Source organism: Streptomyces sp. C1-1, from assembly GCF_050214755.1.
In the GTDB taxonomy this organism is placed as follows: Bacteria; Actinomycetota; Actinomycetes; order Streptomycetales; family Streptomycetaceae; genus Streptomyces.
Genome location: NZ_CP189826.1, coordinates 8,656,266 through 8,676,856 on the forward strand (window position 1 = coordinate 8,656,266; position 20,591 = coordinate 8,676,856).

Annotated in this window: 15 protein-coding genes; 7 read left to right on the forward strand and 8 right to left on the reverse strand. The window is 73.3% G+C overall.

The genetic code is table 11. From position 1 onward, the window contains the following. Positions 1-38: 38 nt before the first annotated feature. Positions 39-1,124 (reverse strand): WD40/YVTN/BNR-like repeat-containing protein, encoded by a 1,086-nt coding sequence (locus tag ACQF4J_RS39340; protein WP_427167902.1) that lies wholly within the window; start codon positions 1,122-1,124, stop codon positions 39-41. A gap of 270 nt (positions 1,125-1,394) precedes the next feature. Between ACQF4J_RS39340 and ACQF4J_RS39345 the strand changes: the two genes are divergently transcribed. Further along, positions 1,395-1,979, forward strand: coding sequence for an Rv1733c family protein (locus ACQF4J_RS39345; protein ID WP_427167904.1), 585 nt, complete (start codon positions 1,395-1,397; stop codon positions 1,977-1,979). Between the two features lie 82 nt (positions 1,980-2,061). On the opposite strand, the gene ACQF4J_RS39350 is transcribed toward ACQF4J_RS39345, so the two are convergent. Further along, on the reverse strand, positions 2,062-4,074 hold the full coding sequence (locus ACQF4J_RS39350; RefSeq protein ID WP_427167906.1) for a HEAT repeat domain-containing protein: 2,013 nt from the start codon (positions 4,072-4,074) through the stop codon (positions 2,062-2,064). A gap of 96 nt (positions 4,075-4,170) precedes the next feature. Continuing rightward, positions 4,171-5,850, reverse strand: a complete 1,680-nt coding sequence (locus ACQF4J_RS39355) for a DNA alkylation response protein (RefSeq protein WP_351804664.1) — start codon at positions 5,848-5,850, stop codon at positions 4,171-4,173. Positions 5,851-5,921: 71 nt separating this feature from the next. On the opposite strand from ACQF4J_RS39355, the gene ACQF4J_RS39360 reads away from it, so the two are divergent. Continuing rightward, entirely contained in the window at positions 5,922-6,668 is a 747-nt protein-coding gene (locus ACQF4J_RS39360; protein WP_427167908.1) for a PaaX family transcriptional regulator C-terminal domain-containing protein, read from the forward strand. Positions 6,669-6,734: 66 nt separating this feature from the next. On the opposite strand, the gene ACQF4J_RS39365 is transcribed toward ACQF4J_RS39360, so the two are convergent. Next, positions 6,735-7,538 (reverse strand): pectate lyase, encoded by an 804-nt coding sequence (locus ACQF4J_RS39365; protein ID WP_351576845.1) that lies wholly within the window; start codon positions 7,536-7,538, stop codon positions 6,735-6,737. A gap of 33 nt (positions 7,539-7,571) precedes the next feature. Then, positions 7,572-8,549, reverse strand: a complete 978-nt coding sequence (locus ACQF4J_RS39370; protein ID WP_427167910.1) for a pectate lyase family protein — start codon at positions 8,547-8,549, stop codon at positions 7,572-7,574. Between the two features lie 372 nt (positions 8,550-8,921). Between ACQF4J_RS39370 and ACQF4J_RS39375 the strand changes: the two genes are divergently transcribed. The 4 genes from ACQF4J_RS39375 to ACQF4J_RS39390 all read left to right on the forward strand — a co-directional run bounded on the left by ACQF4J_RS39375 (position 8,922) and on the right by ACQF4J_RS39390 (position 16,169). Continuing rightward, entirely contained in the window at positions 8,922-10,214 is a 1,293-nt protein-coding gene (locus ACQF4J_RS39375) for an extracellular catalytic domain type 1 short-chain-length polyhydroxyalkanoate depolymerase (RefSeq protein ID WP_351576839.1), read from the forward strand. A 177-nt stretch (positions 10,215-10,391) separates the two neighbouring features. After that, the gene (locus tag ACQF4J_RS39380) at positions 10,392-11,591 is read left to right on the forward strand and encodes a hypothetical protein (protein ID WP_351804672.1); all 1,200 of its coding nucleotides are present in this window, start codon (positions 10,392-10,394) and stop codon (positions 11,589-11,591) included. After that, positions 11,591-15,883 (forward strand): HAD-IC family P-type ATPase, encoded by a 4,293-nt coding sequence (locus tag ACQF4J_RS39385; protein ID WP_427167913.1) that lies wholly within the window; start codon positions 11,591-11,593, stop codon positions 15,881-15,883. Before ACQF4J_RS39380 ends, ACQF4J_RS39385 begins: the two co-directional genes overlap by 1 nt. Positions 15,884-15,995: 112 nt before the next feature. Next, positions 15,996-16,169, forward strand: a complete 174-nt coding sequence (locus ACQF4J_RS39390; protein ID WP_351576830.1) for a hypothetical protein — start codon at positions 15,996-15,998, stop codon at positions 16,167-16,169. A gap of 1 nt (position 16,170) precedes the next feature. On the opposite strand, the gene ACQF4J_RS39395 is transcribed toward ACQF4J_RS39390, so the two are convergent. Then, positions 16,171-17,250, reverse strand: a complete 1,080-nt coding sequence (locus ACQF4J_RS39395) for an NADH:flavin oxidoreductase/NADH oxidase (RefSeq protein ID WP_427167916.1) — start codon at positions 17,248-17,250, stop codon at positions 16,171-16,173. A 99-nt stretch (positions 17,251-17,349) separates the two neighbouring features. Between ACQF4J_RS39395 and ACQF4J_RS39400 the strand changes: the two genes are divergently transcribed. Next, a complete protein-coding gene (locus tag ACQF4J_RS39400; protein ID WP_351576824.1) occupies positions 17,350-17,703 on the forward strand; it encodes an ArsR/SmtB family transcription factor in 354 nt (117 codons plus the stop codon). Here the strand turns inward: ACQF4J_RS39400 and ACQF4J_RS39405 are convergent. Continuing rightward, complete coding sequence (locus ACQF4J_RS39405) at positions 17,626-19,011, reverse strand: nucleobase:cation symporter-2 family protein (protein WP_427167918.1); 1,386 nt, start codon at positions 19,009-19,011, stop codon at positions 17,626-17,628. The genes ACQF4J_RS39400 and ACQF4J_RS39405 overlap by 78 nt on opposite strands. Before the next feature lie 119 nt (positions 19,012-19,130). After that, positions 19,131-20,492: an FAD-dependent oxidoreductase gene (locus ACQF4J_RS39410; protein WP_427167920.1), complete on the reverse strand. Its 1,362-nt coding sequence runs from the start codon at positions 20,490-20,492 to the stop codon at positions 19,131-19,133. Between the last annotated feature and the right edge of the window lie 99 nt (positions 20,493-20,591).

The following is a 20,591-nucleotide window of genomic DNA, read 5'->3' on the forward strand; positions in this document are numbered from 1 at the left end:
CAACCGGTGGCCAAGGCCGTACGATCCCCCCGTCCGGGTCATCCCACCACCGCGGCCCGCACACACAGCACGTCCGGCAGATGCGACGCCAACTGCCGCCAGTTGTCGCCGTCGTCGGCCGAGGCGAACACCTCGCCGTTGCGGTTGCCGAAGTACACGCCCGCCGGGTCGGCGTCGTCCGTGCACAGGGCGTCCCGCAGCACCGTGCCGTAGTGGTCCTCCGCGGGCAGGCCCGCCGACAGCGGCTCCCAGCTCTTGCCGGCGTCCGCCGTGCGGTACACCCGGCAGCGGTGGTCGGCCGGCACCCGGTCGGCGTCGGCGTTGATCGGGAACACGTACGCCGTGTCGCCGCGGCGGGGGTGGGCGGCCGCCGCGAAGCCGAAGGTGGACGGCAGGCCCTCGCCGATGTCCGTCCAGTGCGCGCCCGCGTCGTCGCTCCTGTACACACCCCAGTGGTTCTGCAGGTACAGCCGGTCCGGGTCGGCCGCGTCCCGGGCGACCTTGTGCACGCACTGACCGAACTCCGGGTTGGGATCCGGCAGGAACACCGCCGAGACACCGGAGTTGGACGGCGTCCAGGTCGCGCCGCCGTCCGTGGTCCGGAACACCCCGGCCGTGGACACGGCGACCGTCACGGCCCGCGGGTCTCGCTTGTCGGTGAGCACGGTGTGCAGCCCCTCACCGCCGCCGCCCGGGACCCATTTGGAACGGGTCGGGTGCTCCCACAGCGGGCGGACCAGTTCGAAGGTCTCCCCGCGGTCCTCCGAGCGGTACAGCGCGGCCGGTTCCGTGCCCGCGTACACCACGTCGTCCTCCGCGGCCGCCGGGTGCAGCTGCCACACCCGCTCCAGCGACGCCCCCGTGTCCTTGGGGAACTTGACCGCGGGCCGGGCCGGTTCGGTCCAGGTGCGGCCCAGGTCGTCGGAGTGGAACACGGACGGGCCCCAGTGGGCGCTGTCGCCGCCGGCCAGCAGCCGGGGACGCCCGCCCCGGGTGTCGATCGCGACCGAGTACACGGCCTGCGCGTTGAAGTACGGACTCTCGTCGAACTCCCAGGTGCCATCCCTCCGGCGCCCGATGAACAGGCCCTTGCGCGTGCCCACGGCCAGCAGTACCTCGGTCATGCCGATCACCTCCGCGACGTCTTTGTCCCAGACATCGGCCAGTCTGCACCCAGCCACTGACAGTCACCTCTGGAGACGGCATCGCCGCAGCTCAGCGCGGCCCGGGCGGCTCGGGACGGCGATCTTTCGGACACATTCGCGAAGTGGTCCCCGCGGTTCCGGCACCCGTGCGACCGTCGAGACGGGGTACCCGCCTGAGCATCCGGGGATCTCGGCCCGTAAGGGAGGGAGATCGGGGATGGTCATGTGCTCATGAGGAGGCTGCCTTCTATGGCGTTCCGTGGTCCGAGGGTGTGGCTGTGGCGCTGGCGCCGCAACCCGTTGAAGCGCCGCACCGACGCGCTGGAGGCCTGGGTCGTGCTCGGCGCCTGGATGATCACCGTGGTCGCCGGGGTGCTGGCCGGTCTGGCGGCCACCCAGTCCGTGGAGAACGGCCTGGCCCGCGAGCGGGCCGAATGGCACCGTGTCGACGCGCGGCTGACCGCTAAGGCCCCCGGGAAGGCCGCCGCCAACTCCCAGACGGCGAGCGGCGACCAGGTGTGGGGCAACGTGAGCTGGACCGCGCCGGACGGCAGCCGGCACACCGGCCAGGTCCGGGTGGGTCCCGGGAGCGCGGCCGGCACCGCGGTGCGCATCTGGTCGGACCGGCAGGGCCACCTGGTCACCCGGCCCGCCAGCGTCACCCAGGCCCATGTACGGGCCTCCCTCATCGGCGTCCTGGTCGGCATCAGCGCCGCGGCGGTCCCCTTCGTCGGCGGCCGGGTGCTGTGCGGCCGGCTGGAGCGCCGGCGCCTGGACATGTGGGACACCGAGTGGGCCCGCTTCGGACCGCTGTGGGGACGCAAGACGAGGTGACACCGCCTCGGCCTGCCCGGCCGGGTCGGCGCACGCCGGGTGGCCGCCGTTCCTGCGGGCGGCCACCCGGTGCGCGAGTGCCCTACTCCGCGCTCAGCCCTTCCCGGCACACCCGGAGCAGTCGCAGGTCGTCGGCGATGTCGTGGCTGCCGTAGCCGCCGAGGGACGCCTGATGGCGCCGTGGGGAGGCGAGTTCCGCGCGCAGCAGGTCGTGGAGGGGCTCGGCGACGGGGCCCAGGCCGGTGACGCATTCGGCGACGGTGGGGCGGGTGTGCGGGTTCGCCGCCCAGGCCCCGCGCAGGACGGGAGCGGCGATCTCCGTCTCGCGGTCCCCGCCGATCCGCCACAGGGCGCACGCCGCCGACGTCCGCTGCCACAGGTCGTCGACCGCGGCCATGCGGCGCAGATCGGCCAGTGCGGGGCGGCCCGCGGGACCCAGCCGCCCCAGCGCCTCGGCCGCCGCCGAACGCCCGCGCCGCTCGCCCCGCAACTCCCGCAGCAGCACCGGCAGTACCGCGGCCGCGTCCCCTTCCACCGCCCACAGCGCCGCCGCGGCGGCGACCGCCGACCCGGAGTCCAGCAGGCCCCGCAGCACGGGTGCCGTCTCACCGGCCGCCGGCCCGAGCGCCCCCAGAGCGCGGACCGCCGACTCGACCACCGTCTCCCGGGACCGCAGCCCGTCCGGCATGCCCAGCAGCAGCCGCAGCACCTGCGGTACCGACTCCACGTCCCCGAGGGCCCCCAGTGCCCACAGCAGCGGTGCCGCCCGGTCGTAGGTATCGGGTGAGTCGAGCGGGACCTGCCTGAGCCTGTGGCGCAGGGCCGGCGCCAAGGGGCGGGCCGCGGGACCCAGATCGACCACCACGCGCCCCAGCTCGTTCGGCACGACCGGTCCGGCCAGCACCTGGGCCAGCACGGTCGTCGCCCGCGGATCCCCGCACTGGGCCAGGGCCTTGAGCGCGGTGCCCAGGGTCGGCGCCCCGTGCTCCCACTGCCGTATCCACAGGTCGAGGCGGGAGGCGACCAGCGTGTGCAGGTGGTCCGCGGCCGGGGCGGCCAGGTCGAGGAGACCTTCCAGGACGGACAGGGCCGCGTCGCGCAACCGGTCCCCCTCCGCGCCCAGTTGGGCGCCGATCAGCGCCACGGGTTCGCGGTAGTCGGCACGCCATTCACGGAACAGCCCCATGGACATCCACACCGCGTTGCACCGGTCGGTCGCGTCGGGGCTGCTCAACTGCCCCACCAGCAGCGCGATCCGCTCCTCCACCCGGCCGTCGAGCGCGCTGTGCAGGGTCCGCAGCAGCTGCGAGCCCTCCTCGTCCGAGGGGCGCAGCCGCCGCAGCCGGCCGACCAGCGTGTCCGTCTCCGGCCGGTCCGGTTCTCCGGTCCGGCACGGCCGCCGCCGCGAACGCTCCCTGAGCAGTCGTACGACGGTGGGCACCAGGTCCTCGGGGAGCCGGTCGGGGGCGCAGCCCGCGAGCTGGCCGAGCGCCGCCAGCCGCAGTCCCGGCCCGAACGGCGGTGCGCTCTGGGCCGCCAGCAGCTCCACCGCCTCGGCCGCCTGACCGGGGTGCCGGCGCGCGAACACCCCGAGGGCCTCGGCGAGGGCGAGCAGGACCCGGTCGTCCCGCTCCACGGTGAGCCGCTCCCGCACCAGGTCCAGCACGCGCGCCGGTGCGTCGAGGAACCTCACCAGCGCGCCCGCCGCCGCCCGCCGCACCTCCGGGTCGGGGTCCCGGGCCAGCCGTACGAAGACCTCGGCGCCCGCGCGGACCGCGGTGCGGGCCATGGCGCGGGTGTCGTCGCCGACTCGCTCCTCACCCTCCTGCCCGATGCTGACCAGCAGTTCCACGATGCCGCCCCGCTCGGGCACCGCCTCGCTCGCCACCAGGGCGAGCAGGAACGGCAGGGACGCCAGCGTCGAGTCGTACACGTCTCCCTGGTGGTGCACCGCTCCGTACATGCCGTCGAGCGCGGTCTCCCGCGCGGCCGGGTCCGCGGAGGCCAGGCCCCTCAGCAGACCGGGCACGTCCTCCGCGCTGCCGTACGCGTGCCTCAGCGAGGCCCAGTCGACCTCGTCGATCCCCGTGAACACGTTGTCCTCCCCAGGCGAAGTGCCAACCCTTCGTGAGTCTGCACCACGCCACTGACAACGGAGCGGGATCGGGAGGTCACTGTGCGCAGATCTCGTCTATGGCAAGGGCGATGCGCCGTCCGGCAGGGACCGCTCCAGGATCGCGTCCAGGTCGGCGCCGTCGGGCAGCGTGCCGAAGGCATGCCCCCAGTCGCCGCCCAGCCGGGTGGCGCAGAACGCGTCGGCGACGGCGGGCGGGGCGTGCCGGACCAGGAGGGACGCCTGCAGGGCCAGCGCCATCTGCTCCACCAGGCGGCGCGCGCCGGCCTCGGAACCGGTGGCCAGCAGCCCTTCCAGGCGGACCACGGCGGCATCCAGCCGGGCGTCCGCGCCTCGTGCCAGGGCCAGTTCGTCGAAGAGGGCCTGCGCGGTGCCGGGCTCCCGGCGCAGCGCCCGCAGCACGTCAAGGGCGTTGACGTTCCCCGAGCCCTCCCAGATCGACAGCAGCGGGGCCTCGCGGTAGTGGCGGGGCATGCCCGACTCCTCGACGTAGCCGTTGCCGCCCAGGCACTCCAGGGCCTCCGCGGTGAAGGCCGGGCCCCGCTTGGTGACCCAGTACTTGCCCACGGCCGTGGCGATCCGCCGGAAGGCCGTCTCACCGGCGTCCCCGCGGACCGCCCGGTCGGCCGCCCCGGCCAGCCGCAGGGTGAGCGTGGTGGCGGCCTCCGACTCCAGCGCCAGATCGGCCAGAACATTGCGCATCAGCGGCTGGTCGACCAGCCGTGCCCCGAACGCGCTGCGGTGGCGCACATGGTGGCCCGCCTCGACCAGCGTCTTGCGCATGAGGGTGGCCGACATCATCACGCAGTCCAGACGCGTGCAGTTGACCATCTCGATGATCGTCTTCACGCCCCGGCCCTCGGGCCCGACCAGCCAGGCCACGGTCCCGTCGAACTCCGGCTCGGACGAGGCGTTGGAGCGGTTGCCGAGCTTGTCCTTCAGCCGCTGGATGCGGAAGGTGTTGCGGGTCCCGTCGGGCAGGATCCGCGGCACCAGGAAGCAGGACAGCCCCTCCGGGGCCTGCGCCAGGACCAGGAACACGTCGCACATCGGCGCCGACGTGAACCACTTGTGCCCGCGCAGCTGGTAGACGCCGGGCTCGGCGGTCGGCCAGGCCGTGGTCGTGTTCGTACGGACGTCGGAGCCGCCCTGCTTCTCGGTCATCCCCATGCCCGCGAGCAGGCCGGGCTTCTCGGTCGGCACCCTCAGCGTGGGGTCGTACTCGCGGGCGGTGAGCAGGGGTTCGTAGACCTTGGCCAGTTCCGGCTGGGCGCGCAGCGCGGGGATCGCCGCGTAGGTCATCGACGTCGGGCAGCCGTGCCCCGCGTCGGTGTGCCCCCACACCAGTCCGCCCGCGGTCCGGGCGACGTGCGCGCCGGGCCGCGCGTCCGCCCACGGCGCTCCGGCCAGTCCCTCGGCGACCGCGGCCCGCATCAGGTGGTGCCAGGCGGGATGGAAGTCGACCTCGTCGATCCGGTTGCCGTACCGGTCGTGCGTCCGCAGCACCGGCTCGTGGACGTTGGCCAGCTCGGCCCACTCCTGCGCCTCGGCGCTGCCGGCCCGCAGCCCCAGCCGCCGGACGCCCTCCTCGGCCCATCCGGCACCCTCCCGGCGCAGACCTTCCAGCAGAGCCGTGTCCTCGGAGGCGTCGTACGGGGTCAGGGGAGGCGGTTGGTTGGTGACGTCGTGCGTGGCGTACTGCGGCTGCGGCCGCGCGGGAACGGGTGTCGAGACCATGCCGTCATGTTGCATCTTTTCTGCGCTCGCAGCAATGATGCAATAAGGAGGCGCCCGTAAAGTACGTGCTCATGCGCATGAACGTCCCGGAGCGGTCCGTCGAGGTCGACCTGCGGCCGTTGTCCGCGAGGTCGGTCGTGCTGAGCCTGCTGCTGGGCACGCACCCGCCGGAGCTCGCGGTGAAGGACCTCGTCCGGGCGGTGGAACCCTTCGGCGTCGGCGGCTCCACGCTGCGTGCCGCGCTCAGCCGTATGGTCACCGCCGGTGACCTGCGGCGCTCGGAGGACTCCGTCTACCGGCTCAGCGACCGTCTGCTGGCCCGCCAGCGCCGGCAGGACGAGGCGGTGGAGGCACGCACGCGCGCGTGGAGCGGCGACTGGGAGATGGTGGTGGTCACGGCGACGGGCCGCGGCCCCGCCGAACGCGCCGAACTGCGCGCCCGTCTCACCGCCCTGCGGCTGGCCGAACTGCGCGAGGGGGTGTGGCTGCGCCCCGCCAACCTCAGCCGTCCCCTGCCGGAGGACCTGGCGGCGGTGGCCGAGACCTGCACCGCCCGCCCCGACCGCCCGGCGCGCGAACTGGCGGAACGGCTGTGGCCGTTGGACGCCTGGGCCGCCACCGCCCGTGCCCTGCTGGCCCACGTCGCGCGCGCGGACCGGCCCGCGGACGTCTTCGCCGCCTTCGCCGCGGTCGTACGCCATCTGCTGACCGACCCCGTGCTGCCCGCCGGGCTCCTCCCCGCCGACTGGCCGGGAGCGGCCCTGCGCGCCGCGTACGCGGACTACCAGCGGCAGATCACCCGGGACATGGGCGCATGACGCGGCGGCCGTACGAAGCACCGTGCGGGTGTGCTTCGTACGGCCTGATCCACCGTGGGGGGAGGGCTACTTGTAGGTGATGTCCGAACTCGCGTACTTGCAGTACGTCCCGTCCGGGCCCGAACCGTTCTTCGGCGGCTCCGCGCCCGTGTTGTTGCCGATGTACTTCTGGCAGGGCACGATCTTCTTGCCGCTGTCACCGACGATGGTGATCTTCTTCAGGGTCGCGCTGTCGCCGTAGTTGGTGTTGATGCCGACGAGGGCGCTGCCCTTGTAGGTCGCCTCGATCGTGTTGAGGTTGATGGTCCGCTTGTACTGCGTCTTGCAGTTGCCGCAGCTGCGCACCAGCTTGCCGAAGTTCTGTACGGCGAAGTTCGAGACGTTGAGCGTGCCGGCGCCGTTGAACTGGAACACCTTGTCGCTGGCCTCCTTCGCGCCGCCGCCGGAGACGGTGTACACGTTGGACGACGAGGAGCCCCGGAACGTCGCCGCGTCCTCGCCGACGTCCTCCCACCACACGTTCTGCAGCGTGCAGCTGCCCTCGCAGTGGATGCCGTCCGCGGCGGGCGCGCCGATGATGACGTTCTTCAGGACGGCGCCGGCCGCCAGGTCCAGGATCGGGTCCTGGTTCTCGTTCTGGCCGCCGGTGCCGAGGTCGCCGCTGCCGTAGAGGCGCTTCATCCCGTAGTCCTTGGTGCCGGAGATCGAGATGGTGGCGGTGACGGCCTGGCTGCCGTTGGCGGTGGGCCAGGTGGCCGCGCTCGCCGGGGCGGCTCCATCCGTCATGATCATGACAGACGTGAGGCCGAGTGCGGCCAGGGCGCCGGTCAGCGCGCGCCTGCGGGCGCGTAAGGAAGCTGGTGAAGTCATGTCCCGATGCCTTCTTCCGGATGGGGGGTGGGGTCAGAGCTTTCCGGCGCCCGCGCCGCCGGTCACCGAGGCGACGACGGAGGAGGCCGGCTCGGCCGTGTAGCTGTACGGCGGGCTGGTGAAGGTCCCGACCTGGGAGATCTCGGTCGTGGCGCCGCCCAGGTCGTTGCCCTTGAGGTTGGCGTGGCCGTCCACGTCGCTGTCGCGGTTGGTGGTGACGGCCACCTGGGTCGAGCGGAAGACGTTGTTCTCGACGAGCATCTGCGCGCCCATGCGGGAGTGCACGGCGGTCTCGGCGCCGACGACGTAGTTGTCGTAGAAGTGCCCGGTGCCGAAACGCAGGCTGGGGATGCGGGAGTTGACGTTGTCGAACCAGTTGTGGTGGTACGTCACCCGCAGATGCCCGGTGTCCTCGCTCGCGTTGTTGTCGCTGTGGCCGACCAGGGAGCCCTTGTAGTGGTCCTTGAAGGTGTTCCAGGAGACGGTCACGAAGTCGGACGCGTGGGTGATGTCGACCAGGCCGTCGTAGTAGTCCTTGCCGTGGTCGCGGTCGGAGGAGAGGGAGTTGTGGTCGATCCAGACCTTGGTCGACTTCTGGACCGTGATGGCGTCCGTGCCGACCGCCTTGCTGATGTTCAGGTTGCGGATGATCACGTTGGTGGCGTTCTTCAGTCGCAGTCCGCCGCCGGTGAACCCGGAGGGCGAACCGACGCCGAGGACCGTGGTGTTGGAGCCGACGTCCACCTGGCCGCTCAGCGAGATCAGGCCACTGACCCTGACGACCTTCGCGGTGCTTCCGGTGACGGCCGACTTGAACGCCGACAGCGTCGAAACGGTCGTCGTCGTGGCGCTGCCGCCACCGGTGGTGCCGGCACCGAACCCGACCGGGGAGGACTCCGCCGCCGAGGCGGACCGGGGGAGGGCGAGGACGGTGACGGCGGCGAGGGCGGCCGCCGCGGCCGTCACCGCTGTGGATCTTTGCGCGTGTGTACGTGGGGGGCGAGTACGCATGCGGGTGCGTCCCTTCGACAGCATGCCTGATCGTGTATGTGAACGATGTTCGCCATGTTGAGCACTGCGCGGGGGCATCGTGACCGTTTGGCTCCGAGGAGGCGCCTCTCGGTCACGTCACTGAACGGACCGTAGGGGGTAAGCGCTTTCTGGTCAACGCTTTGCGCACCACAATTCCGTCCGGTCGGCAGGGTGCAAGGGCTTGTCCGGATCTGGGGGCGGAAGTCGCGTGGGAGCGCTTCCATGACGGTTGTGTCCATGTCACCATGCGGGACGCACGCCTCCCCTTTTCCGGGAGATTCCCGAGAGGTTCCGAGAGATTTCCGAAAGGGCGGCTCGATCCCCGGGACGCCCAGAAGGGAGCACACGGACGTGTCCCACCGCACCCGCACAGCCGTCCTGTCGGCGCTGGTCGCCGTACTGCTGCCGTTACTCGCCGCGGTGACCCTCACCGCGCCCCCGGCCACCGCCGCCACGCGTGCCGCCGTACCCACCGCCACCCTCACCGAGGTGACGAACTTCGGCACCAACCCCAGCAACCTGCAGATGTACCTCTACGTGCCGGACAGCGTCACCGCGCACCCCGCGGTCGTCGTCGCCGTGCACTACTGCACCGGCTCCGGGCCGGCCATGTACAACGGCACCGAGTGGGCGCAGCTCGCCGACACCTACGGCTTCGTCGTGATCTACCCCTCGGTCACCCGGGCCAGCAAGTGCTTCGACGTCTCCTCGCCCCAGGCCCTCAAACGCGGCGGCGGCAGCGACCCCGTCGGCATCAAATCCATGATCGACTGGGTAACCCGGACCTACGGCGCGGACACGGGCAAGATCTTCGCCACCGGCATCTCCTCCGGCGCGATGATGACGAACGTCCTGCTCGGCGACTACCCGGACGTGTTCGCGGCCGGCGCGGCCTTCTCCGGCGTGCCCTTCGGCTGCTTCGCCACCAGCGACGGCTCCGAGTGGAACAGCGCCTGCGCGAACGGCACCGTCACCCACACCCCGCAGCAATGGGGCGACCTGGTGCGCGGCGCGTACCCCGGCTACGCCGGGCGCCGACCGCGCATGCAGCTGTGGCACGGCACCGACGACGCGACACTGCGCTACCCCAACTTCGGGGAGGAGATCAAGCAGTGGACCGACGTCCTCGGCGTCGGTCAGTCCCCGGCCGCCACCGACACCCCCGCCTCCGGCTGGACCCGCACCCGCTACGGCTCCACCGGTGACCAGGCGCCCGTCGAGGCGATCAGCCTCCAGGGCGTCGGCCACAACCTCTACACCTACGGCATGGCCTCGAAGGCGCTGACCTTCTTCGGCCTCGGCACCTCGGGCCCCGCGCCCCAGCCCGGCGCCTGCAGGGTGACCGCCACCACCAGTGCCTGGAGCACGGGCCTGACCGCCTCGGTGACCGTCACCAACACCGGCACCACGACGATCAACGGCTGGCAGCTCGGCTTCACCCTGCCCGCCGGGCAGACCATCACCAACGGCTGGGGCGCCACGTACGCGCCGGGCAGCGGTGCGGTGACGGCCATCAACGCCTCGTACGACGGGACGATCGCCCCGAACGCGAGCGTGAGCATCGGCTATCAGGCGAACCACACCGGCAACAGCGCGGCGCCCGCCGCCTTCACACTCAACGGGACCGCCTGTACGGCGAGTTGAGCCTCCCCGATTGCTGCGGTGGCCGGAGGTCGGTGATCTCCGGCCACCGTGGCGTTCACACCGCTGACGGGCGTGGCTCCCTCGCGGTGCGCTCTCTCCTTCGTGTCCGGATGACGTGGCGCTGAACGGGAACCCGGCAAATCCGGCAAAGCGAACTCATACGGATCGAGGAGAGTCATGGCTCGGCAGGAGCAACGGTCGTCGTCGACGACCCTTCCGGAGCCGCTGCGGACCGCGGCCTCGGCGCTGCGGCACGTGCCCGGCGCCGGGATGGTGAGCAGGGTGGCCGGGGGAGCGCTGGACAAGGTCGGAGCCGTGTCACCGCGGGGGCGGCGCCTGGCGGTGTACACGGGGGCCGGGGTGCTGGGTGTCGCGGGCATCGTGGAGTGGCCCGTCGCCGTCACGGGCGCGGCGGTGGCCTGGCTGACACAGCCGCGGCCGGAGGAGCGGGAGCGTTCCGGGGACGCCGGGGACTCCCTGGGCCCGGGGGAGTCCGGGGGCGCCGTGCCCCCGGGCGAGATCGGGGTGATCCCCCTCGACGAAGAGCCCGAGACACCCGGGGACGAGATGGGGGAGATGCGCGCGGGCGACGTGCGTGAGACGCCGTCGGGGCAGGGGTCCGAGACGTCCTGGGGGCGTGGGTCCGAGATGTCCTCGGGGCGTGAGTCCGAGATGTCCCCGGGGCCGGGAGCCGAGACGTCCTCGGGCCGGGTGTTCGAGGCGCCCTCGGGTGATGTGGGCACGACGCCCGGCGCCGCTGTGGGGGCGGCGCCCGGCGGCCTCCCGTCCGACGCGCGGACGGTGATCACCGGCGACACCCAGCTGCCCACCGGCCCCAAGGTGCCGGCCCCCGGCGAGGCCGGGGCGATGACCGGCGACGCGGAACGGCTTCTCGGCCCCCAGGCGCCGGTCCTCGGCGCGATGGAGCCGGTGACCGGCGATACACGGCACCCGTCCGGTACGGAGGCGCCGGGCCCCGTCGGGAGCGGGGTGGGGACCGCTGCGGCGGAGGAGACGCCGGGTCCCGAGGCGCCGGAACCCGGTGCGATGGAGCCGGCGCCTGGTGACACGCGGCCTGCGTCCGGTGCGCGAGTTCCTGGTACGGAGGCGCCGGGTCCCGTGCTCGCCGCTGACATGGCTGACATGGAGGACCTGCCCGGTCCTGAGGTGCCGGAGCCCGGGGCCGCCGAGGCGGGCACCGGTGACGAGTGGCAGACGTCCGGTGCGCCGATGTCGTCTCCCGGCGAGGCGGGTGCGGCGACCGGTGACGGGGACCTGCCCGGTCCTGAGGCGCCCGAGCCCGGGGCCGCCGAGGCGGGGCAGGGCGGCTCGGACGACGGTGGCGTCGGCGGGCGAGGGGCGGGTGAGGGGGTGTGATGGCTCTGGGACTGCTGACGCGGCCCGCGGTCACCGCGGGCCGGCTCGCCGCGGCCGGGCCGCGGCTGCTGGTCCGCGGGACCGTTCCCGTGGTGGGCACGGCGGCCGGGGCGGTGGCGGGGGCGGCCCGGGCCGGAGTGCGCGGCGCGGACGGCGTCGCCCACGTCACGCGGGTCGCCCGAGCGGCGCTGCCGGGCAGCCGCGGACCCTGGCGGGCCGGCACCCGGGCGCATCTCGCGCTGCGCCCCGAGGAGCCGGACCGGGTGCGTCGGGCGGGCGGGAAGGCGCATCTGGCGCGGCGGGTCGCCGAGACGCTGGCCGAGCGGCCGGACGTGGCGTACGCCTACTGGGACGGCGGACTGCGCAGGCTGGTGGTGGTCGCCGCCGAGGAGGCGCTCGGCGACCGTGTCCTGGAAGCGGCGACCGAGGCCGCCGAACGGCACGGCCTGGTGCCGACCGACGAGGCGGTGGAGGAGTTCGCCCACCCCGCCGACCCGTCCGGAATACGGGCCGCCGCGACGGCCCTCGCGGCCGACGGGCTGGGAGTGGCGATCGCGCTGGCCGGCTACGGCCTGCGGCTGCCGCCGACGCCCCGCCAGGTGACCGCGCTGGTGACACTGCTGCGCGAGAACCCACGGGTCCGCGCCTGGCTGCGCGTCCGTCTCGGCCGTACCCGGATGGATCTGCTGCTGGCCGGCGTCAACGCGGCCGTGCACGGGGCCGGCCGGACCCCGACCGCCCTGGTGCTCGACGGTGCGCTGCGCTCCTGCCAGCTGGTCGAGACGGTGGCCCGGGTGACCGCCTTCGAGACGGCGCACGACGAGGTGTGCACCCCCGACCGGTGCGGCGTACCGGCGGACCACTCGCCGCGTCCGCCGCTGCGGACGTCCCCGGCGCAGGAGTACGCCGGGCACGCCTCCGTCGGCAGTCTGCTCGGCGCCGTGGCCGCCCTGCTGGTCAAACGCGACACCACCGAGGCCGCCGAGGCGGTCCTCGCGGGCTCGCCCAAGGCGGCGCGCTACGGCCCCGCGGCCTTCCACGCCGTGCTGAGCACCGCGCTGTCCCGGACCGGGGTGCTGGTCCGCGACACCGAACGCCTGCGTGAACTGGAGATGGCCGACACCGTCGTCCTGCACCCGAGTGCCCTGCGCACACCGGGCGAGGGAGCGGACAAGTGGGCCGAGCCGGTCCTGGACGCGGCTCGGCGGGCCGGACTGCGCGTCGTGCTGGGGGACGATCCGGCACTCGCCGACTTCACCGCTCTCGCCGACGCCGTGCTGCCCGCCGACGAGTCGCTGAGCGAGGCGGTACGCCGGCTGCGCGAGGAGGGCGCCACGGTGGTCACCGTCGCCCGGCCCCGGTCGGCGGACGACACGGACGTACTGGCCGGCCTGCACGCCGGTGACGTCGCGGTCGCGCTGACGGACCACGACGGTGCCGTCGTGTGGGGCGCGGACGTGCTGGCCCCGCACGGTCTGACCGACGCGTGGCGGCTGCTGGCGACCATCCCGGCAGCGCGTGCGGTAGGCCGCAGGTCGCAGACGCTCGCCCGCTCCGGCGCCACGCTGTCCGGGATCCTCGTGGCGGTCGGCGAGTCCCGCGTCCGGGGCCGGAGCCGCCCGCCGTGGCCCGGCCTGCGCCACACTCCGGTGGACGTGAGCGCGGCCGTGGCCCTGTTCTCCGGCGCCCGCGCGGCCCTGCGCGCGGCGGCGGCCCCCGCCCCGCACCCGCGCCCCCGGGTGGCCTGGCACGAACTGGACCCCAAGGGCGTACGACGGCACGTGAAGCGTCTGGCCGAGGCGGAACCGGGCAAGGAACGGCACGTGACGGCCCAGGCGGGCCGGGTCGTCCGCCGTGTGGGCCGGCACCCGGTGCTCGCCCCGGCGCGCTGGTCGGTGCAGCTGGCCCGGGCCGTGCGCGGGGAGCTGGACGACCCCCTCACCCCGGTACTGGCGGTCGGCTCGGCCGCCGAGGCGATCCTCGGCTCCGTCGTGGACGCCCTGCTGGTCCTGGGCGCGCTCGACCTGAACGCGCTGGTCGGCGGGTTCCAGCGGCTGCGGGCCGAACGGGCCCTGTCCGGGCTGCTGGACGAGCACAAGCAGATGGCCCGGGTCGCGCCCCCGGACGCGGCCGAGCAGGGCGGCACACGCACCGTCGACGCCGCCCGGCTGCGGCCCGGGGACGTGATCGAACTCGGCGCCGACGACGTGGTCCCCGCGGACGCGCGGCTGCTGTGGCAGGACGGCCTGGAGGTCGACGAGTCCGCGCTGACCGGGGAATCCCTGCCGGTGGAGAAACAGACCGACCCGACACCGCACGCCGCGGTCGCCGAGCGCAGCTGCATGGTCTTCGAGCACACCACCGTCGTCGCCGGACAAGCCCACGCCGTCGTGGTGGACACCGGCGACCGCACCGAGGCCTCCCGCGCCGTCCACCTCGCCTCCCGCACGCCCCCGGCCGCCGGGGTGCAGGGCAGGCTGCAGGAACTCACCGCGAAGGCGCTGCCGTTGACCCTGGCCGGGGGAGCCGCGGTGACCGGGCTCGCCCTGATACGCCGTACGCCCATCCGCGAGGCCGTCGCCGGCGGGGTGGCCGTCGCCGTGGCCGCCGTACCCGAAGGGCTGCCGCTGGTGGCCACGGTGGCCCAGCTCGCCGCCGCCCGACGGCTCAGCCGGCGCGGTGTCCTGGTCCGCACCCCGCGCACCCTCGAGGCGCTGGGCCGGATGGACATCATCTGCTTCGACAAGACCGGCACCCTCACCGAGAACGCGCTGCGCCTGACCCGGGTCTCGGACGCCGACGGCGCCGTCCACGCCGTGGACGACGACGCGGCCGTGCCCGCGCTGCGGGCCGCGGCGCGCGCCTGCCCGCAGAACGGCGACACCGACCGGATCGTGCACGCCACCGACGAGGCGGTGCTCGACGCGGCCGGCCCCGACCCGGACTGGAGCCAGCTGGAAGGGCGGCCGTTCGAGGCCGCCCGCGGTTACGCCGCCGCCGTCGGCCGAGGCGCCGACGGCACCCGCGTACTGGTGGTCAAGGGGGCGCCGGAGAACATCCTGCCCGCCTGCGCCGGCCCTCCCTCCGGCGCCTTCGACGCGGCATCCGCGCTGGCCACCGGCGGGCTGCGGGTCCTGGCCGTGGCCGAACGCCGGCTGACGGACGGCGAGAAGGACAGCGACGTACTCGAACAGCCCCTGCGAGAGCTGGAGTTCACCGGTCTGCTGGCGCTGTCGGACCCCCCGCGGGAGACCTCCCCGGCTCTCCTGCGGGGCCTGAGCGAGGCGGGCGTGCGGCCGGTCATGCTCACCGGCGACCATCCGCAGACCGCGCGGTCCATCGCCACCGACCTCGGCTGGCCCGAGGACACGGCCGTGGTCACCGGCGACGAACTGACGGCAGCGGACCGCTCGGCCAGGGCGCGGATGCTGGAGCACGTGGGTGTGGTCGCCCGGGTCGCGCCCGAGCAGAAGCTGCAGGTCGTCGAGGCGCTGCGGGACGCGGGCCGGGTCGTCGCCATGGTCGGCGACGGCGCCAACGACGCCGCCGCGATCCGGGCCGCCGACGTCGGCGTCGGCATCAACGCCCGGGGCTCGGCGGCCGCCCGCAACGCCGCCGACCTGGTCCTGACCGAGGACGACCTGTCGGTCCTGATCGAGGCGATCCACGAGGGCCGCGCCCTGTGGCACAGCGTGGCCGACGCCATCGCCATCCTGATCGGCGGCAACGCGGGCGAGGTCGGCTTCGGCATCCTCGGCACGCTCCTGTCGGGCCGGGCGCCGCTGTCCACCCGGCAGATGCTGCTGGTGAACCTGTTCACCGACCTGTTCCCGGCGATGGCGGTGGCGGTGACGCCGGACGAGAAGGCACAGGCGGCGGCGGCCCGATCGCCGGAGGACACCTCCGACGTGCTGGGCGCGCCGCTGATCCGGCAGATCCGGGCCCGTGCCCTGACGACCAGCCTGGGGGCGACCGCGGCCTGGCTGTTCGGCCGCTTCACACCGGGCACCGTCCGCCGCTCCGGCACGATGGCCCTGTGCGGGGTGGTCGGCACCCAGCTGGCGCAGACCCTGCTGGACCGTCGCGACAGCCGGTTGGTGCGGGTCACGTCCATCGGTTCCGCGGTGGTGCTGGCCGCCCTGATCCAGACCCCGGGCGTCAGCGGGCTGCTCGGCTGTACCCCGCTGGGGCCGGTCGCCTGGGCGGGCGTCGCCGTGGCGATCGCGCTGGCGCTGTCGGGGCAGCGGGTCGTGCCCCGGCTGGAGGAGGCGGTCCGGCGGCTGGCTCGGTGACACAGGATGTGCGCACCATAGGCACAGAAAGCGTCCGTCTTCTCCGCGCTTACGACCACCTGGCTCTGTTTTATTTGCTGGTCGGCCGTACCGCACCGAGAAGGATCAAGCCGTGACATCGAACGCGACCCACAACGATCACCTACCCGTCTACGACAGCCTCGTCCGGGAACGCGGTGACGTCGTGGCGGAGACCCGCGAGGTGGCCGAGCTGGCCCAGCACCAGGCATGGCAGGGCCTGCACGGCCACGTCGTCGCGGCCACCTCCGACTTCGACCCGCAGTGAGCTACACGGACCGGTGGTACTGGTCCGGCACGTGCACGTCCCCGCCCAGCTCCCGCGCCGCGTGCCGTGCCCAGGACGGGTTACGCAGCAGCTCGCGGCCCAGCAGCACGGCGTCGGCCTCGTCGTTGGCCAGGATCTTCTCGGCCTGTTCGGCGTCGGTGACGAGGCCGACGGCGGCCACGGGCAGGGTGGTCTCGGCCTTCACCCGGGCCGCGAACGGCACCTGGTAGCCGGGCCGGACCGGGATGCGCACACCGGAGGCGTTGCCGCCGGTGGAGACGTCCAGCAGGTCGATGCCGTGGGCCTGGAGGTCCGCGGCGAACCGGACGGTGTCGTCGGCCGTCCAGCCGCCCTCCTGAAGCCAGTCGGTCGCCGAGATCCGGAAGAACAGCGGCTTGTCCTCGGGCCACACCTCACGTACTGCATCCACGACCTCGAGGGCGAAACGGGTGCGGTTGCCGTAGGAGCCGCCGTAGGCGTCCGTGCGGTGGTTGGAGTGCGGCGAGAGGAACTCGTTGATCAGGTAGCCGTGGGCGCCGTGGATCTCGGCTACCTCGAAACCGGCGGCCAGGGCGCGACGGGCGGCGTCGGCGAATTGGCCGACGATCTCCTGGATCTGATCCACCGTCAGTTCGGTCGGCACCACGTGCCGGTCGTCGAACGCGACCGCGCTCGGCGCGAGCGGCTGCCAGCCGTACGCCTCGGGTCCCACCGGGCCCCCGCCCTTCCAGGTCCGGTCGGTCGAGGCCTTGCGGCCGGCGTGGGCCAGCTGGATGCCGGGCACCGTGCCCTGGGAGACGAGGAAGCGGGTGATCCTTCGGAACGCCTCGACCTGCGCGTCGTTCCAGATGCCCAGGTCGTACGGGGAGATCCGGCCCTCGGGAGACACGGCCGTGGCCTCGGTGAGGATCAGGCCCGTGCCGCCGGCCGCGCGGGCCGCGAGGTGGGTGAAGTGCCAGTCGTTCGGCGCGCCGGTCCCGGGGCCCTCGGGTTCGGCCGAGTACTGGCACATCGGGGCCATCCACACCCGGTTCGGGATGGTCACGCCACGCAGGGTGAAGGGCTGGAAGAGGGCGCTCATGACGAGCTGCTCCGTTCTCGCGGGGCCGAATGACGCTCGTACGATAACCATCGTAGTACGTTGAGTGTCAAACTACGATGGCTCTCGTACAATGGGTCCGTGAGTACCGCCCCCGCCACCAGCAGCCGCGACCTGCCGCACCCCGCCAGCGAGGACATCCGGCTGGAAGCCGTGCTGCACGCGCTCTCCGACCCGATGCGGCTGCAGATCGTGCGTGAGCTCGCCGTCGACGACGACGAGCTCACGTGTTCGCAGTTCGCGCTGCCGGTGACCAAGTCCACGACCACGCACCACTTCCGGGTGCTGCGCGAGGCCGGGGTGATCCGGCAGTGCTACCGGGGCACGGCCAAGATGAACGGCCTGCGCCGGGACGACCTAGACGACCTCTTCCCGGGACTGCTCGACGCCCTGCTCGCCGCCGCCGGCCGGCAGGCCGTTCGCCTCGGGAGCTGAAGCCGCCTTCGCGGGAAGGTGGTTGAACAGCAGGTTCAGCACGATCGCCGTCAGGCAGCCCGCGCTGATGCCGCTGTTCATCACGGTCTGGAACCAGTCGGGGAACCTCTCGTAGACCGTCGGCACCCCGACCGGGAGCATGCCCACGGCCACCGACACCGCCACGACCGTGAGGTTGTGGTTGTCCTTGAAGTCCACCTGGGCGAGGGTGCGCAGGCCGCTCGCGGCCACCGTCCCGAACATCACCAGCCCCGCGCCGCCCAGCACCGGCGCGGGGATCGCCGCGACCATCGCGCCCAGCTTGGGCAGCAGGCCGAGCAGGACGAGGATGCCGCCCGCGGCGGCCACCACCCAGCGGCTGCGCACCCGGGTCATGCCGACGAGGCCCACGTTCTGCGCGTACGCCGTGTACGGGAAGGTGTTGAAGACGCCGCCCAGCACGGTCGACAGGCCGTCGGCGCGCAGCCCGTCCGCCAGTGAGCGCGGCTCGACCGCGCGTCCGGTGAGCTCGCCGACGGCGATCAGGTCACCGGTCGTCTCGGTCATCGTCACCAGCGCCACCACCAGCATCGAGACCACCGCCGAGGCGTGGAAGGAGGGCGCGCCGAAGTGGAAGGGCGTGCTGATGCCCAGCCAGTCCGCGTCGCCGACGCCGCCGAAGTCCGTGAAGCCGAACGGGATCGCCACCGCCAGCCCCACCGCGATGCCGATCAGCACCGCGATCCGGCTCAGGAACGCGGGCGCGAACCGCTGGACGCCGAGCACGACCAGCAGCACGAAGAGGGCCAGGCCCAGGTTCTTCGGCTCACCGAAGTCCTTCGAACCGGCGCCGCCCGCGGCCCAGTTGCCCGCCACCGGCAGCAGTGACACCCCGATGATCAGGATCACCGTGCCCGTGACCAGGGGCGGGAAGAAGCGCAGCAGCCTCCCGAACACCGGCGCGAGCAGCACGATCGCGAGTCCCGCGACGATCACCGACCCGTAGATCGCGGGCAGACCGCCACCGGTCGTCCCGATGAGCACCATCGGTGACACCGCTGCGAACGTACAGCCCTGCATGATCGGCAGCCGGACACCGAACCGCCAGAACCCGACGCACTGGACGAGTGTGGCGATGCCGCACACCAGGAGATCGGCGGTGATCAGGTACGCCAGGTCCGCGGGCGACAGCTTCATCGCCCCGCCGACGATCAGCGGGACGGCCACCGCGCCCGCATACATCGCGAGCACGTGCTGCAGCCCGAAGGCGGCCAACTGCCGTACGGGCGGGACCTCGTCGACGGGATGGACGGGGGCGGGTGCGGTCATGGGGACTCCAGGGCGGCGGGGCATCCGAACAGCACGAGACCGTACGAGGCTTGAACAGTTTGTTGATTTCTGACGTGTTGCCGTTCTGTGTACTGCCCACCCACGGGCGACGGACTCCGCTACGGGGCCGCCGTCCGCGCCGCCGCGAGCAGTGCCTCCCAGTCGGCCAGCTTGACCACGCTTCGCCCCAGTGAGGCCCCGAGCGCCGCCTCGGCACGCTCGATGGCCTGCCAGCCGGTCCATGTCACCGGCTCGGCACCGGCCGCGCGCAGCGCCGCGAGCGGATCGCCGGGCACGTCCCTGCGCAGCAGCACGGGAGCGTCCTCCAGCAGCGAGGTCGCCGTCTGCTTGGCGTCCGGGCGGTTGGTGCCGATCACGCCGGTCGGACCGCGCTTGATCCAGCCGGCCACGTACTCGCCGGGCCCCACGACGCCCTCGCGCAGCACCCGCCCGGCGAGGTGCGGCACGGTGCCGCGTGCCGCGTCGAACGGCAGCCCCTCCAGCGGCACGCCCCGATAGCCCACCGAGCGCAGGACCAACTGCGCCTCGATCTCCTCGTACTGCCCCGTGCCCGTGACACCGCCGTCTCCGTCGCACACCGTCCGCTCGAAGCGCACCGCGCCCACCCGCCCATGGTCGGCGAGCAGTTCGACGGGACGCAGGAAGAACCGCAGGGCGATCCTGCGGGAGGCGGTCCGGGCGGCCGATCCAGCGGGTGGACGGGCGGACGACCACCCCCGCAGCACCTCCACGTTGCGGCGTCTGGCCGTCGGCAGCGCGGACGGATCGGCGTATGCCGGGTCCAGTGCCAACTCCGCCGGATCCACGGTGACTTCGGTGTCCGGCAGACCGCTCAGCTCGCGCAGTTCCTTGGTCGTGAAGCGGGCCTGCGAGGGCCCGCGCCGCCCCACCATGTGGATGTCGGCGACCCGGCTCGCGGCCAGCGCGCCGAGCGCCGCCTGCGGTATGTCGGTCGTGCTCAGCTCGGCCGCGCCCCGGGCGAGCATCCGCGTGACGTCCACCGCCACATTGCCGACGCCGATGACCACGGCGGAGCGGGCGTCGCGCACGAACCCGTCGTCGGCGGCGTCCGGGTGGGCGCTGTACCAGGCCACGAACTGCGTCGCCGACCAGCTGCCCGGCAGGTCCTCGCCCGGGATGCCGAGGTGCCGGTCGGTGGCCGCGCCCACGCAGTACACCACCGCGTGGTACAGCTCCCGCAGCCGCGCGGCCGGTACCCCGCCCGGACCGACGCGGACGCCCCCGAGGAACCGCACCCGCTCGTGCTCCAGGACCGAACGCAGGTTGTTCTGCAGGGACTTGATCTTCTCGTGGTCCGGCGCCACCCCGTACCGCACCAGCCCGTACGGGCACGGCAGCCGGTCCAGGACGTCGACGAGGACCTCCGGGTCCGCCTGGACCAGGCTCTGGGCGGTGTAGCAACCGCTCGGCCCGGAGCCGACCACGGCGACATGCAGCACGGCGGAACTCCTCACGGCGGGAGATCGCTGACGGCTCAAGCATGGCACCGCGGGTGCTCCGCTGACAGGGTGTCGGCGAGCCCTCCGCGTGCGTGTCCG

What these genes read in the sequence shown, in the direction of transcription:
- ACQF4J_RS39380 (WP_351804672.1), top strand. Translation starts at nt 10,392, where the DNA reads ATGGCTCGGCAGGAGCAACGGTCGTCGTCGACGACCCTTCCGGAGCCG.
- ACQF4J_RS39370 (WP_427167910.1), bottom strand. Translation starts at nt 8,549, where the DNA reads ATGCGTACTCGCCCCCCACGTACACACGCGCAAAGATCCACAGCGGTG.
- ACQF4J_RS39345 (WP_427167904.1), top strand. Translation starts at nt 1,395, where the DNA reads ATGGCGTTCCGTGGTCCGAGGGTGTGGCTGTGGCGCTGGCGCCGCAAC.
- ACQF4J_RS39385 (WP_427167913.1), top strand. Translation starts at nt 11,591, where the DNA reads ATGGCTCTGGGACTGCTGACGCGGCCCGCGGTCACCGCGGGCCGGCTC.
- ACQF4J_RS39355 (WP_351804664.1), bottom strand. Translation starts at nt 5,850, where the DNA reads ATGGTCTCGACACCCGTTCCCGCGCGGCCGCAGCCGCAGTACGCCACG.
- ACQF4J_RS39340 (WP_427167902.1), bottom strand. Translation starts at nt 1,124, where the DNA reads ATGACCGAGGTACTGCTGGCCGTGGGCACGCGCAAGGGCCTGTTCATC.
- ACQF4J_RS39395 (WP_427167916.1), bottom strand. Translation starts at nt 17,250, where the DNA reads ATGAGCGCCCTCTTCCAGCCCTTCACCCTGCGTGGCGTGACCATCCCG.
- ACQF4J_RS39360 (WP_427167908.1), top strand. Translation starts at nt 5,922, where the DNA reads ATGCGCATGAACGTCCCGGAGCGGTCCGTCGAGGTCGACCTGCGGCCG.
- ACQF4J_RS39405 (WP_427167918.1), bottom strand. Translation starts at nt 19,011, where the DNA reads ATGACCGCACCCGCCCCCGTCCATCCCGTCGACGAGGTCCCGCCCGTA.
- ACQF4J_RS39365 (WP_351576845.1), bottom strand. Translation starts at nt 7,538, where the DNA reads ATGACTTCACCAGCTTCCTTACGCGCCCGCAGGCGCGCGCTGACCGGC.